This is a genomic window from Mesorhizobium sp. P2_D6 (assembly GCF_056404315.1).
The window spans coordinates 218282-230886 of record NZ_JBFUEG010000008.1 but is presented as its reverse complement, the minus strand read 5'-3'; the positions used below and the strand labels follow the sequence as shown (position 1 = coordinate 230886).

At 63.1% G+C, this 12605-nt stretch carries 13 protein-coding genes; 4 read left to right on the top strand and 9 right to left on the bottom strand.

What is annotated here, in order from left to right; all coding sequences use genetic code 11:
• Window positions 1-2 precede the first annotated feature (2 nt).
• From AC1D1L_RS19055 to AC1D1L_RS19035, 5 genes are all read right to left on the bottom strand, one after another.
• A complete protein-coding gene (locus AC1D1L_RS19055) occupies window positions 3-446 on the bottom strand; it encodes an SRPBCC family protein (RefSeq protein ID WP_477343014.1) in 444 nt (147 codons plus the stop codon).
• A 113-nt stretch (window positions 447-559) separates the two neighbouring features.
• On the bottom strand, window positions 560-1387 hold the full coding sequence (locus AC1D1L_RS19050; protein WP_477343012.1) for a helix-turn-helix domain-containing protein: 828 nt from the start codon (window positions 1385-1387) through the stop codon (window positions 560-562).
• Window positions 1388-1548: 161 nt separating this feature from the next.
• Window positions 1549-2319, bottom strand: a complete 771-nt coding sequence (locus AC1D1L_RS19045) for an SDR family oxidoreductase (protein ID WP_435053222.1) — start codon at window positions 2317-2319, stop codon at window positions 1549-1551.
• 23 nt (window positions 2320-2342) lie between these two features.
• The gene (locus AC1D1L_RS19040; RefSeq protein WP_112560280.1) at window positions 2343-3341 is read right to left on the bottom strand and encodes an ABC transporter permease; all 999 of its coding nucleotides are present in this window, start codon (window positions 3339-3341) and stop codon (window positions 2343-2345) included.
• 20 nt (window positions 3342-3361) lie between these two features.
• Complete coding sequence (locus AC1D1L_RS19035; protein WP_477343011.1) at window positions 3362-4102, bottom strand: ATP-binding cassette domain-containing protein; 741 nt, start codon at window positions 4100-4102, stop codon at window positions 3362-3364.
• Window positions 4103-4624: 522 nt separating this feature from the next.
• Between AC1D1L_RS19035 and AC1D1L_RS19030 the strand changes: the two genes are divergently transcribed.
• Complete coding sequence (locus AC1D1L_RS19030; protein ID WP_352583732.1) at window positions 4625-5614, top strand: sugar-binding protein; 990 nt, start codon at window positions 4625-4627, stop codon at window positions 5612-5614.
• Between the two features lie 173 nt (window positions 5615-5787).
• Window positions 5788-6570 carry a FadR/GntR family transcriptional regulator gene (locus AC1D1L_RS19025; protein ID WP_352584325.1) on the top strand — a complete coding sequence of 261 codons (783 nt, stop codon included), beginning with the start codon at window positions 5788-5790 and terminating at the stop codon, window positions 6568-6570.
• Window positions 6571-6609: 39 nt separating this feature from the next.
• Here the strand turns inward: AC1D1L_RS19025 and AC1D1L_RS19020 are convergent, their stop codons facing one another.
• Window positions 6610-7548, bottom strand: coding sequence for an NAD(P)-dependent oxidoreductase (locus AC1D1L_RS19020; protein WP_477343010.1), 939 nt, complete (start codon window positions 7546-7548; stop codon window positions 6610-6612).
• Window positions 7549-7665: 117 nt separating this feature from the next.
• Between AC1D1L_RS19020 and AC1D1L_RS19015 the strand changes: the two genes are divergently transcribed.
• Complete coding sequence (locus AC1D1L_RS19015) at window positions 7666-8556, top strand: NAD-dependent epimerase/dehydratase family protein (protein ID WP_477343009.1); 891 nt, start codon at window positions 7666-7668, stop codon at window positions 8554-8556.
• 71 nt (window positions 8557-8627) lie between these two features.
• On the top strand, window positions 8628-9404 hold the full coding sequence (locus AC1D1L_RS19010) for a FadR/GntR family transcriptional regulator (RefSeq protein WP_477343008.1): 777 nt from the start codon (window positions 8628-8630) through the stop codon (window positions 9402-9404).
• 20 nt (window positions 9405-9424) lie between these two features.
• On the opposite strand, the gene AC1D1L_RS19005 is transcribed toward AC1D1L_RS19010, so the two are convergent.
• The 3 genes from AC1D1L_RS19005 to AC1D1L_RS18995 are packed head-to-tail and all read right to left on the bottom strand — an operon-like array spanning window position 9425 to window position 12490.
• Window positions 9425-10519, bottom strand: a complete 1095-nt coding sequence (locus AC1D1L_RS19005) for a Gfo/Idh/MocA family protein (protein WP_477343006.1) — start codon at window positions 10517-10519, stop codon at window positions 9425-9427.
• Window positions 10520-10547: 28 nt separating this feature from the next.
• Window positions 10548-11378, bottom strand: a complete 831-nt coding sequence (locus AC1D1L_RS19000) for an ATP-binding cassette domain-containing protein (RefSeq protein ID WP_477343005.1) — start codon at window positions 11376-11378, stop codon at window positions 10548-10550.
• Window positions 11375-12490, bottom strand: a complete 1116-nt coding sequence (locus AC1D1L_RS18995; protein WP_352584327.1) for an ABC transporter permease — start codon at window positions 12488-12490, stop codon at window positions 11375-11377. The genes AC1D1L_RS19000 and AC1D1L_RS18995 overlap by 4 nt, the downstream gene beginning before the upstream one ends.
• Window positions 12491-12605 lie beyond the last annotated feature (115 nt).

The window sequence follows — 12605 nt, the reverse complement described above, 5'->3', positions numbered from 1 at the left end:
GTTCAGCTTTCGCCGGAAAAATGGCTCTTCAGCGCATTGAAGCCGCCCTGGAAGACATTGGCGCCCATGCCGGCGGCGATCTTATCGGCCTCTTCGGGCGCGGCGTCGAAGCTGGCGGTCCATTCGGCGTAGGTGCGGTCGCCGTCGGTCACGCGGCGCAATTGCAGCGTCGCCTTGTGGTTGGTCAGCGGCTGCGGCGTCTCCAGGATGGAGTAGCTGACAATGAAATTCTCTTCGGAGAAGTCGAGCAGCTTTTCGCGAATACGGGCGCCACTGGCGAGCTCGAAATTGCGCACGCAGCCGATGGTGCGGGCGTCCTTGCCGTCCTCGATATGGCTTTCCACCATGCGCGGATGCCAGCCCGGCAGGCCGTTGAAGTCGCGTATGCGCGCCCAGACCTTCTCGACAGGCGCGTCGATGACGCTGGATATGGTGACATCAACCATGAACTCGTTCCCTAGCAATCGAATTTGCATTCAAGGGTAGGGCGGCGGGCGCTCCGGCGCTTATCAATGGGTCTTGCGGCCCTATCAAGGAGTCTGAAAAACGAGCGGCTTGCTCAGGCCATGGCCCGCGCTGCCTCGCGGTAAAGCGTCGGCGGCACTCCGACATGGTCGCGGAAGAAGCGCGAGAAATTGCCTTGAGTGGTGAAGCCGAGATTGCAGGCGACCGAGATCAGCGGCTCCTGCGACCACTGCAATTGCCGCACGGCTTCCTCCATGCGCAGCGTGTTCCAATAGACATTGGGCGTCAGATTGGTCTGTTCCTTGAACAATGCGAAGAAATGCGGCCGCGACAGGCCAACGCTGCGGGCGACGTCATCGAACGAAATACGCTCGCAGACATTGGCCTTCATCAGCTGGATCGCCTTGCGGACGCGGAAATCCTGCATGGTGTTAATGCGGATGCGCGCCTCTTGCGGCGCCGAAGCGTCGGCGGCGTCAAGCACGCTATCGATGAAGCGCTCGATCTCGTAATTGGCGATGTCGTCGACGCTTTCATTGTCGCTCAGATGATCGAGCAGATTGGCGGCGGCCTGGTGCAGCCAGGGTTCGAGCGTGATCGAGGCCTGTGCAAACAGCGGCGCCGACGATGGCAGGTCGCGGCGCCGGCGCGCCCAGTCGGGATCGATGTAGAAGGCGAGGAACAGGCCGGGCCTGCCATTCTGCGACAGGACATGGCTGTGCGGCTGGTAGGAGTTGATCCCGGCAGCGGTACCGGGTCCCAACGCCACCGTCTCGCGGCCGATGGTCATCTCGCCCGCCGTGCCTTCCAGCCAGATGATGATATGTGCCTCGACATGAGCATGGGTGACGAAGTCGCTGGCGACATTCAGGACAGAAACATGTCCGAACCGGCCCCAATAGAGCCTGATCGCGTCCGTCATGGGTATATCCTCCCGCAGACGACTGGCCTCCCTTCGCCTGCACCCGGGATTGTGCGGCTGAGTTCGGGCTCCCGTCAAGGCGCGGGGCCAAAGCAGCCGTGTGCTGCCATGCGCGGCAGCGGATTTTCAGACTGAGCGATAGGGTTTTGCCAAGGGGTGCCTCAAACCGAGGCCGTCATGCCGCCGTCGACATAGAGCGTGTGGCCGTTCACGAAGGATGATGCGTCCGACGCCAGGAACACGGCGGCGCCGATTAGCTCGTCGACATAGCCCCAGCGGCCGGCGGGCGTGCGCTTTTCCAGCCAGGCGGAGAATTCCTGGTTGTCGACCAGTGCCTGGTTCATCTCGGTGCGGAAATAGCCGGGCGCAATGGCGTTGATCTGAAGCCCATATTTCGCCCAGTCTGTGCACATGCCCCGAGTCAGGTTGCGGATCGCACCCTTGGTTGCCGTATAGGGCGCGATGTTAGGCCGGGCGAGTTCGCTCTGCACCGAGCCGATGTTGATGATCTTGCCTTTTCCGCGCGCGATCATGTTGCGGGCGACTGCCTTGCCGGCGTGGAAGGCGCCGGAGACATTGGTCTTGAACAGCCGCTCCCACTGCTCCTCGGGAAAGTCCTCGAGCGGGGCGCGAAACTGGATGCCGGCATTGTTGATCAGGATGTCGATCGGACCGATCTCGGCCTCGATGCGGGCGACATCCGCATCGACGGCGCGAAAGTCCGTCACGTCGAAGGTCGAGGCGTGCGCCGTGAAGCCGGCATCGCGCAAACCTGTCACTGCGTTCGCGACCTTGCCGGCATCGCGGCCGTTGAGCACGACACTGGCACCATGCTCGGCAAGGCCGCGCGCCAATGCGAGGCCGATACCTTGGCCGGAGCCGGTGATCAGCGCCAGCCGGCCGCTAAGGTCGAACAGGGATTTCGATGTCAAAGCAATGGTTTCCAGCGGAAGGTTCAGTCATTGCGCCTGAAGTTGCGGATGCGGTCGAACAGCACCGCAAGCAGGATGGCGCCGCCGATGAACACACCTTGCCAGAAGGCATTGATGCCGAGCAGGCCAAGGCTGTTGCGGATCACTTCGATGAGTGCTGCACCGACTATGGCGCCGAAGGCCGTGCCGACGCCGCCGGCCAGATTGGCGCCGCCGATGACGGTGGCGGCGATCACCTGCAGTTCCATGCCGGTGCCGAGATTGGTGGTGACGGCGCCCAGCCACCCAGTCTGGACGATGCCGGCAATGCCGGCCGCCAGCGCCGAGATCATATAGACGGCAACCTTGATCTGCTTGACGGGAACGCCGGTCAGCGTCGCCGCGTGCTCATTGCCGCCAATGGCAAAGATGTGCCGGCCGAATTTGGTCCAGCGCAGCGTGAAGCCGGTGATCAGCGCCAGAAGGATCATGTAGAGCACCGGATTGGCGATGCCGAACACCCAGGCGCCGCCGCCCAGCGCCAGAAGCTTGTCGTGATCCGGGCCGAACTGGAAGACGACGGTGTTGTTGGAGGCGACCATGGCAAGGCTGCGCGCGATCGACAGCATGCCGAGCGTCACCACGAAAGGCGGAAAGCCGAGATAGGCAATCAATATGCCGTTAAAGGCGCCGATGGCGAGCGCGGTGGCGATCGAGGCGAGGATGCCGATTTCGATCGAATAGCCGGCATGCATGGTGACGGCCAGCACCATCGACGACAGGCACAGCACCGAGCCGACCGACAGGTCGATGCCGCCGGTGATGATGACGAACGTCATGCCGAGCGCAATGATGGCGACGAAGGTGATGTTGCGGGTGATGTTGTAGAGGTTTTTCTGCGTCGCAAAGGCGTCGGTGGCAAACGACAGGAAAATGCAGGCGAGGATGACGGCGATCACCACCCAGAAGGTCTGGCTGGCGAACATGCGCGAGAAAAAGCTGTGCTGTTTCTGCGCGATCGTCTGGTCAAGCGTGACTGCCATTGTCGATCTTTATCCCCTAATCAGACCTGTTCGATCGCGCCAGTGATCAGCCCGGTGACTTCCTCGGGCGAACTGGATGCGATCCTCTTGTCGGCGACTTTCCTGCCGCGCCGCATGACGATGACGCGGTCGGCGACGTCGAAGACGTCGGGCATGCGGTGGCTGATCAGCACCACAGCGATGCCCTGGTCGCGCAGATGGCGGATCAGGTTCAGCACTTCGGCGACCTGGCGGACCGAAATCGCCGCCGTCGGCTCATCCATCAGCACGATCTTGGCTTGCGACAACATGGTGCGGGCGATGGCCACCGCCTGGCGCTGGCCGCCCGACATCTGTTTGACCAGGTCGCGCGGCCGCGTCTCCGATTTCAGTTCGGCGAAGATCTGGCCGGCGCGCTTGTACATGGCGGCATAGTCGAGGATGCGAAACGGGCCGACACCCCGGCGCAATTCGCGGCCGAGATAGACGTTTGCGGCGGCGGTCAGATTGTTGCACAGCGCCAGATCCTGGTGGACGATCTCGATGCCGTGCTGGCGCGCCTCCACCGGCTTGTGCAAGGTCAGCTCCTTGCCGTCCATCTGCATCGAGCCGTGGCTCGGGCGGAAATTGCCGGCGATCATCTTGACCAGAGTCGACTTGCCGGCGCCGTTGTCGCCCATCAGCCCGACAACCTGGCCCGGCTCGATGGACAACGAGACGTCGTTGACCGCCTGGATGGCGCCGAAATGTTTCGAGATGTTGGTGAGTTCGAGAACCGCCACCAGCCTTCTTGCCTCCCCGTGACTTGGATCTGGGATGACGTTTGGTTGAAACGTCATCCAGATCCAACACTTTGTTGTTGGAGCATGATCTCTTCCGAAAACCGGTTCCCACTTTTCGGGATCATGCTCAGACCGCCGGTTCTGCCCGCGGCCTCGCTCGCCCAGCTCCTCCCGGGACAGCGATGTTGAATTCCATTTACGCAAATGACTGCACGGGCGTCAATCGGCAGGCGGAATCTAAAAATCCGTTTTGTAGGACAAATACCATTGACGTTGGCCACAAGCCGATATTAGCTGGAGGGCGGAGGAGTAACCTGCCGACCCCGTGCCGGTTTGGGTGTGGGATCAGCAGGAATGCATCGGTGCCAGCCGGCCTCTTTTCGAACCGGCTGACCGAAATGAAATGCTTATCGACCTGGCTTGCCGACAAGAGCGCTCGCATAGCGACCCTCTGTCACCGTATTCCGGGTTGGTTCGTGTGGCGGGCACGTCGTGTCCGTCTGTTTCCAAGGGAGGACTGACATGAGGAAAACAGTTTTGCTTGCCGCCGTCGCCGCCATGGCGCTGGGCGCCGGGCCGGCTTTGGCCAAGAAGCAGCTCGTCATCGTGGTGAAAGGTCTCGACAATCCGTTCTTCGAGGCCATCCACCAGGGCTGCGAGAAGTGGAACAAGGAAAACGCCAGCTCGGAGTATGAATGCTTCTACACCGGCCCGGCGTCGACATCCGACGAGGCCGGCGAGGCGCAGATCGTGCAGGATATGCTGAGCAAGGCCGACACGGTGGCGATGGCGATTTCGCCGTCCAACGCGCCGCTGATCGCGCAGACGATCAAGACCGCCAATCCGACGATCCCGATCATGACCCTCGACGCCGACCTGGCCAAGGAAGATGCGGCACTTCGCAAGACCTATCTCGGCACCGACAACTATCTGATGGGTCACAAGATCGGTGAGTACATCAAGAAGGGCAAGCCGAACGGCGGCACGATCTGCACCATCGAAGGCAATCCGGCGGCCGACAACATCCTGCGCCGCGCGCAAGGCATGCGCGATGCGCTGTCGGGCAAAGAAGGCCTGGCGGCACTCGCCGGCGAAGGCGGCTGGACTGAAGCCGCCGGCTGCCCGGTGTTCACCAATGACGATGGCGCCAAGGGCGTGCAGGCGATGACCGACATCCTCGCCGCCAACCCGAAGCTCGACGCCTTCGGCATCATGGGCGGCTGGCCGCTGTTCGGCGCCCCGCAGCCCTATCGCGACCTGTTTGGGCCGCTCAAGGACCGCATCGCCAGCAATGATTTCGTCATCGGAGCCGCCGACACGATCGGCGACGAGGTGGCGATCGCCAAGGACGGGCTGGTGACCGCGCTGGTCGGCCAGCGGCCGTTCGAAATGGGCTACAAGGCGCCGTCGGTGATGATCGATCTCATCGAAGGCAAGGCCGTCGCCGATCCGGTGTTCACCGGCCTCGACGAATGCACCAAGGATACGGTCGACACCTGCATCCAGAAATAGTCGGCGATACCGGGGCGTCCTTTGAGGGCGCCCCGTCATTTTCCTCAGGGACAAGGACAGGCAACATTGTCGGGGCGGCAGCTCCGGCTTTGACGGGCTCATGCGTCTTGCTTTCGGCGAAGGGCACGGACAATTCCGGACGGTTTCCCTGCGACAAATTGCCGATGCCGACGATGCCGGACGACATACCAAGAAGGCGATCCGCCAGGATAGATGCGCCGGCCGGCCCGGTTGCCACCGCTGTTCGACGACCGGATACGGCCTGGCCCCCCGGCTCCAGTGTACACGCCTCGCTGGCGAACGAGATCGGGCTTCGGATCGTGCGCGGCGATTATCCGCCAGGCGCCATCCTGCCAAACGAAGCCAAATGGGCGGAGATGTTCAACGTCAGCCGCTCGGCGGTGCGCGAAGCCATCAAAATGCTGATGGCCAAAAGCCTGCTGGCTTCACGGCCCAAGATCGGCAGCTGGGTCGAGCCCAGGGAACGCTGGAACCTGCTCGACCGCGATGTGCTGGCCTGGTATGCGACCGGGCCGGACCGGGAGGCCTTCCTGCGCACGGTGCAGGAGTTCCGTCACATCATAGAACCGGAAGCCAGCGCCTTTGCCGCGATGCGACGCAGCGACGAGCAGATGGCCGAGATCAGCCAGGCCTGCCGGGAAATGGGCGAGGCGCTAAGCCTGCAGCAGCGTATCCGCGCCGATACGCGCTTTCATCTCACGATCCTACGCGCCTCCGGCAACGATCTTTTGGTGCCGCTCGGCGTGCTGATCGAATCGGCGCTCGACCATCTCTTCGTCTTCACGACCATACAGGTCAGCGACCAGCAGCACGCCCAGAAGCTGCACGAAGCGATCGAGAAGGCCATCCGCCTGCAGCGGCCCGACGCGGCCCGCAACGCGGTGCGAAAGTTGCTGGCCAATACGGATGAGGGGATCGGCAAGGCGCGGCGGTGAGGCAGCGCAATCTCTCCCACACCGGAGGAGATCGGCTGATCAGATCGTCTGCTTCTTGCCGTCCTTGCTTGGCATGAGATCGACGCCGTTCACCTTGGCGATATGCGTGGCCAGCATCGGCACGAACTGCTCGGCCGGCCCGGTAGCGTGGGCGCCGGCGAAGGAATTCTTGGTGGCGTTGCCGAGCGGATTGGCGATACCGGCCGCACCCGCCATGGATTCCAGATAGGTCAGGTCCTTGAACGCGTTGGCGATGGTGAATTTATGCGCGTCGCGGTCGCCTTCCAGCGTCCAGCGCATGAAGGTCTGGTAGAAGCCGCAATCCATGCGGCCGTTGCGGATGACGCTGTCGAAGCGCGGCGGCGATATGCCGACCTTCTCGGCCAGCGCCAGCGCCTCGGAATAGATCGCGGCGTAGCCCAGCGAGATGAAGTTGTTGAGCAGCTTCATACGGTGGCCGTCGCCGGTGTTGCCGATATGGACGATGCGCCCGGCCCAGGTTTCGATGACGGGCTTCACACGCGCAAAGAGCGCGTCGGGCGCGCCGACCATGGCGTCAAGCGTGCCTTCCCAGGCTTCCTTCGGAGTGCGGCTCAGCGGCGCGTCGACAAAGTCGACGCCGATCTCCTTGAGTTCCGCCGCCAGCGCCACGGTCGAGACCGGATCGGAGGTCGAGCAGTCGACGACGACCGAGCCCTTCTTCAGGCCCTCCTTGAGGCCGCCGGGGCCGCGGATGATGGCTTCGACCTCGCGCGAGCCGGTGACGCAGATGAAGACGATATCGGACGCCGCCGCCACGTCGCGCGAGGTTGCTGCTTCCTTGGCGCCGCGGCCTAGCAGGTCTTCCGCCGGCTTGCGGTTCTTGCGGCCAAGGAAGGTCAGCTTATAGCCCTTGTCGACGATGTTCTTGGCGATGCCGTGCCCCATCAGGCCAAGGCCGATGAAGCCGATCTTTTCGCTCGCGGCAGTCGTGGTCATGTCTTGAAGTCCTGTTGCAATGATTGATATCTGGCGCCGCCGTTTTGCCGGCGAGGGCGGTTGCGGAATGCCATATTGTCTGACAATACACAGGAATCCTAGGCATTGGAGGCGAAAATGACGAAGCGGATCATGTTCACCGGCGGCAGTGGCAAGGCCGGGCGCCATGTCGTGCAATATCTGGTCGAGCAGGGCTGCCAGGTGCTCAACATCGACACCAAACCGCTCGACAATCCCAAGGTGCGCACGCTGATCACCGACATCACCGAGAGCGGCCAGGTGTTCAACGCGCTGACGAGCTACATGGGCCTGCATGAATTCGACCCGTCGCTGCGCTCGCAGCCGGTCGATGCCGTCGTGCATTTCGCCGCCATCCCGCGCATCATGATCACGCCCGACAATGAGGTGTTTCGCATCAATGCGATGGGCACCTACAATGTCATCGAAGCGGCAGTGAAGCTCGGCATCAAGAAGGTGGTGATCGCATCCAGCGAAACGACCTATGGCGTGGTATTCGCCAACGAACCGCGCGACCCCAAATATTTCCCGCTCGACGAAGAATACGACGTCGATCCGATGGACAGCTATGCGCTGTCCAAGGTCGTCAACGAACACACGGCGCGCGCCTTTGCGCAGCGCAACGGCACCGACATCTATGCGCTGCGCATCGGCAACGTCATCGAACCGCATGAATATTCGCTGTTTCCGAAATGGTTCGCCGATCCGGGTTTCCGCAAGCGTATCGCCTGGAGCTATGTCGATGCCCGCGACCTCGGCCAGATCACGCTGCGCGCGGTGGAAAAGGACGGTCTCGGCTTTCAGGTCTTCAACGCCGCCAATGACGACACCTCGTCCGACCTGCCGACGGCCGAGCTGTTGAAGCGGTTTTACCCCAATGTGCCGGTCAAGGCGGAGCTCGGCGAATATGAGACGCTGCTCTCCAACCGCAAGGCCAGGGACGTGCTCGGCTTCCGTCCCGAGCATAGCTGGCGCAAATACGTCAAATAGGGCTGGCAGGCTTTGCCGCCAACGCCCTTTCCTCTGCTTGACAGCTTTCGAAATCCGGACTTTGTGGACGCATGAGGGACGGAAAGCCGAGTAAGGGAAAGAAGCCCGACAAGGCGGCGGCCGCCGAGCGCCCGGCGGCGCTTCGTCGGGCCGACGCAACCCGGGTGCCCGGCTCCAGCGTGCACGCGTCGCTGGCCAGCGAAATCGGGCTTCGGATCGTGCGCGGCGATTATCCGCCGGGCACCATCCTGCCCAACGAAGCCAAATGGTCGGAAACCTTCAACGTCAGCCGCTCGGCGGTGCGCGAAGCGATCAAGATGCTGATGGCCAAAAGCCTTTTGGCATCACGCCCCAAGATCGGCAGTTGGGTTGAACCCAGGGAGCGCTGGAACCTGCTCGACCGCGATGTGCTGGCCTGGTATGCGACCTCGCCCGACCGCGAAGTGTTCCTGAAAACGGTGCAAGAGTTCCGCCACATCATCGAGCCGGAAGCGACAGCGTTCGCCGCCATGCGGCGCACCGAGGAGCAGATGGCCGAGATCAGCCAGGCCTGCCGCGAGATGGGCGAGGCGAGCAGCCTGCAGGAACGCACGCGCGCCGATACCCGCTTTCATCTCGCCATATTGCGCGCCTCCGGCAACGATCTGCTGGTGCCGCTCGGCGTGCTGATCGAATCTGCCTTCGATCATCTGTTCACCTTTACGACGCGTGAACTCGACGATCTGCAGCACGCACAGCAGCTGCACGAGGCGATCGAGAAAGCCGTCCGCCTGCAGCGGCCGGAGGCAGCCCGCAACGCGGTGCGCAAGCTGCTCGCCAACACAGACGGCGTCATCAACTCCCGCTAAAAGCGGGATCAGCCTGCAGGCTATCCGGCTAAATGCCGTCTTGTCAGCGCGATCAGCAGCGCCTGGTCGCGGGCGGCGTGCTCAGGCGGGTTGACGACTTCGTCACCGTTGACGATCGCGCCCCAGAAACCGCGCATCTCCTCGACAAAGGCTTCGCCGTAGCCGGCGCGCAGGTCGCGTGTCGAAAGCGTATGGCCGTCCGACGTCTTCACCGTCAGCCGGGTCGGATGATGGTTGAGCCAGGGCGAGGGGAATTCGAGCTCGAGGCTGGCATCGTCGAAGAACAGCGTGATGCGCTCCTTGTAGTCGGCAAGTTTCGGCACCGTCAGATGCGTCATGGTCCACAGCGCCTGGCCGTCGAGCAGCTTCACCGTACCCTGGCCGCCATCGCCATTGGCGAAGATCTGCGCGCCGACGACCTCGCCATCGGGCACGCCGAGCGCGTCGAGCAGGCCATGCACGGCATTCACATCGTGAATCAAGGCGGAGCTGTAAGCGCCGGTAAATCCACGGAAAGCGAGATCGGTCAGAGGCTGGCCAATGGCGCGCTCGACCTGTTGTTTCTGCTTGCCTTGCGCGGCAGCAATCAACTCTTTCGGAATGTCATTGCCGCGGATATAGCGCTGGTGGGCGATGAAGGGCCAGGCATCGGGGTCATTGACCTCGACCGAGACGGACCGCAGCGTCTTTGCCGTGCCGGGCAGCGAGGCCAGCGCCAGCCGATAGCTCGGATCGAAGCGCTTCATATAACCGACCTGCATCACCTTGCCGGCCTTGTCGCGCGCGGCGACGATCTCGGCGATCTCCTCCGGTGAATAGCAGAGCGGCTTTTCGCAGAAGACATGCAGGCCGCGCTGGAGTCCGGCCAGCACCTGCTCGTGATGCAGCGGGTCGGGCGAGCCGATGACGACGGCGTCGAGCTTCTGGTCGAACAGCTGCTCCGGCGTTTCGAAGTTGCCAAACCCGTGAGTGTCGGTAACAAATTGCCGCGAGACCTTCGACGGATCGGCGACGCCGACCAATTCGAACAAATCGCCGAGCCGCAACAGGTTTGGAATATGCTCGACCTGCGAAATCATGCCGGCGCCGATGACGCCGACCCGTATCCTGCTCATGCAATGTCTCTCTTGATGGTCTGAAACGTCACGGCGCCGCCGATGGCCGGTTGCCGATCTGCGCCAACAGGCCGGCGATCTCCGCCTCGACCGCTTTCAGATCCTCGCCGCCCGACATGATCGAAATCACCTCGTCTCGCGAAATCTCTGACTTGGCGTAGGTGCCGCGATTGCGGCCGCGGTTGAGCAGGGTGAAAGTGTCGCCGACGGGGTAGGCGTGATGAATGTTGTGGCTGATGAAGATCACCGCCAGCCCCCGCATCCGCGCCTCGATGATGAACTTCAGCACCATCGCCGCCTGATGCACGCCAAGTGCAGAGGTCGGCTCGTCGAGGATAAGCACCTTGGCGCCGAAATGCACGGCGCGCGCGATCGCCACCGACTGGCGCTCACCGCCCGACAGCGTGCCGACGGCCTGCGTCGGGTCGCGTACGTCGATGCCGATATCGGCCATCGCCTGGCGGGCTATTGTGTTGGCGCGCTCCTTGTCGAAGCGCGAGAAGGGCAGGCGGCTCCTGGTCGGCTCGCGGCCGAGGAAGAAGTTGCGGGTGATCGACATCAGCGAGATCATGCCGAGGTCCTGGAAGACCGTGGCGACGCCGAGGTCCTGCGCGTCGCGCGGGCTGCGGAAGGTGACGGGCTTGCCGTCGACGAAAATCTCGCCCTTGCTCGGCCGGTGCACGCCCGACAGGACCTTGATCAGCGTCGACTTGCCGGCGCCGTTGTCGCCGAGCAAGCAATGCACCTCTCCGGGATAGACCTTGATGTCGATGTCCTGCAGCGCGCGCACCGAGCCGAAATTGACCGAGACGCCGCGCAGTTCCATGGCCGGCTGGATGGTCTGGCCGGGGTTGGTCATTTGCCGCCTCCGCGTCCGAGCGCCTTGAGGCGGATGTAGTTGTTGACCAGCACCGCCATCAGGATGACGATGCCGAGGAAGACCTTGAACCAGTCGGTGTCGATGCCGGTGTAGAAGATGCCCATCTGCACCAGGCCGAAGATCAGTGCGCCGAACAGCACGCCATAGACGGTGCCGTAGCCGCCGGTGAGCAGCACGCCGCCGATGACCGCGGCGATGATGGCCTCGAATTCCTTGAGCAGGCCGCGCGTGGTGTCGGCTGAGCCGGCCTCCATGACCTGAATGGTGGCCAGCAAGGTCGCGGCACAGGCGGTGTAGATGAACAGCGCGATCTTTACCCGGTCGACCGGCACGCCGACATTGCGGGCGGCATTGAGGTCGCCGCCGGTGGCGAAGATCCAGTTGCCGTACTTGGTCTGGGTCAGGACATAACCGGCGAGAGCGGTCAGGCCGAGCCACCAGACGATCGACATCGGAATGCCGACGACAAAGGGAATGCCGTCGGTGCGGGTGGCGATCCAGCCTTGCGTACCCATCCAGTGGAAGAAGCCGGTCAGGAGATGGCCGTTGAACAGGCCGGCGGTGGCCGGATCCGGCGCGCCGTCGAGGATGTATGGGATCTGCGTGCGGCCGGTGACGGCGCGGGTGATGCCGATGGACAGGCCGCGCAGGATATAGAGCGAGGCCAGCGTGACGATGAAGGAGGGTAGGCGGGTCTTCACCACGATCAGGCCGTTGACGTAGCCGGTGAGGATGGCGACCGCGAAGGCGCAGGCGATGCCGCCCCACAGCGGCAGGCCCCAGTATTTGACTGTCAGCCCGATGACGACGCCGGCGAAGCCGACCATCGAGCCGACGGAGAGATCGAACTCGCCGGCGATGATGAGGAGGGCTGCGGCGGTGGCGATGATGCCGAGTTCGGCCGCCAGCGTCAGGAAGGTCATCGACCCCTGCAGCGAATAGAGGTTCGATGCACCGGGCAGCAGCGCGAAGATGATGATGGTGGCGATCAGGCCGCCGGCGGCACCGGCTTCGGGCCGGCGCAGCCATTGCGTCAGCCGGCCGGTGCTGGCCAGCCGTTCATCGGCGCCGGCGGCGCGCTTCGACGTCATGCCGAAACGGTCCTTGACCGGCCCTTCTGAAGGTATCGCCTTATCTTCCACGGCTGCCATTAGGCTCCCCAATCGCTCTCTTCGCAATGTCGATGACGGCAGGGAAAACGCTGTG

Coding starts and splice junctions, on each gene's coding strand:
- AC1D1L_RS19010 (WP_477343008.1), top strand. CDS start 8,628: ATGAGGGACGGAAAGCCGAGTAAGGGAAAGAAGCCCGACAAGGCGGCG.
- AC1D1L_RS19030 (WP_352583732.1), top strand. CDS start 4,625: ATGAGGAAAACAGTTTTGCTTGCCGCCGTCGCCGCCATGGCGCTGGGC.
- AC1D1L_RS19050 (WP_477343012.1), bottom strand. CDS start 1,387: ATGACGGACGCGATCAGGCTCTATTGGGGCCGGTTCGGACATGTTTCT.
- AC1D1L_RS19020 (WP_477343010.1), bottom strand. CDS start 7,548: ATGACCACGACTGCCGCGAGCGAAAAGATCGGCTTCATCGGCCTTGGC.
- AC1D1L_RS19040 (WP_112560280.1), bottom strand. CDS start 3,341: ATGGCAGTCACGCTTGACCAGACGATCGCGCAGAAACAGCACAGCTTT.
- AC1D1L_RS18995 (WP_352584327.1), bottom strand. CDS start 12,490: ATGACGTCGAAGCGCGCCGCCGGCGCCGATGAACGGCTGGCCAGCACC.
- AC1D1L_RS19025 (WP_352584325.1), top strand. CDS start 5,788: ATGCCGGACGACATACCAAGAAGGCGATCCGCCAGGATAGATGCGCCG.
- AC1D1L_RS19005 (WP_477343006.1), bottom strand. CDS start 10,519: ATGAGCAGGATACGGGTCGGCGTCATCGGCGCCGGCATGATTTCGCAG.
- AC1D1L_RS19000 (WP_477343005.1), bottom strand. CDS start 11,378: ATGACCAACCCCGGCCAGACCATCCAGCCGGCCATGGAACTGCGCGGC.
- AC1D1L_RS19015 (WP_477343009.1), top strand. CDS start 7,666: ATGACGAAGCGGATCATGTTCACCGGCGGCAGTGGCAAGGCCGGGCGC.
- AC1D1L_RS19055 (WP_477343014.1), bottom strand. CDS start 446: ATGGTTGATGTCACCATATCCAGCGTCATCGACGCGCCTGTCGAGAAG.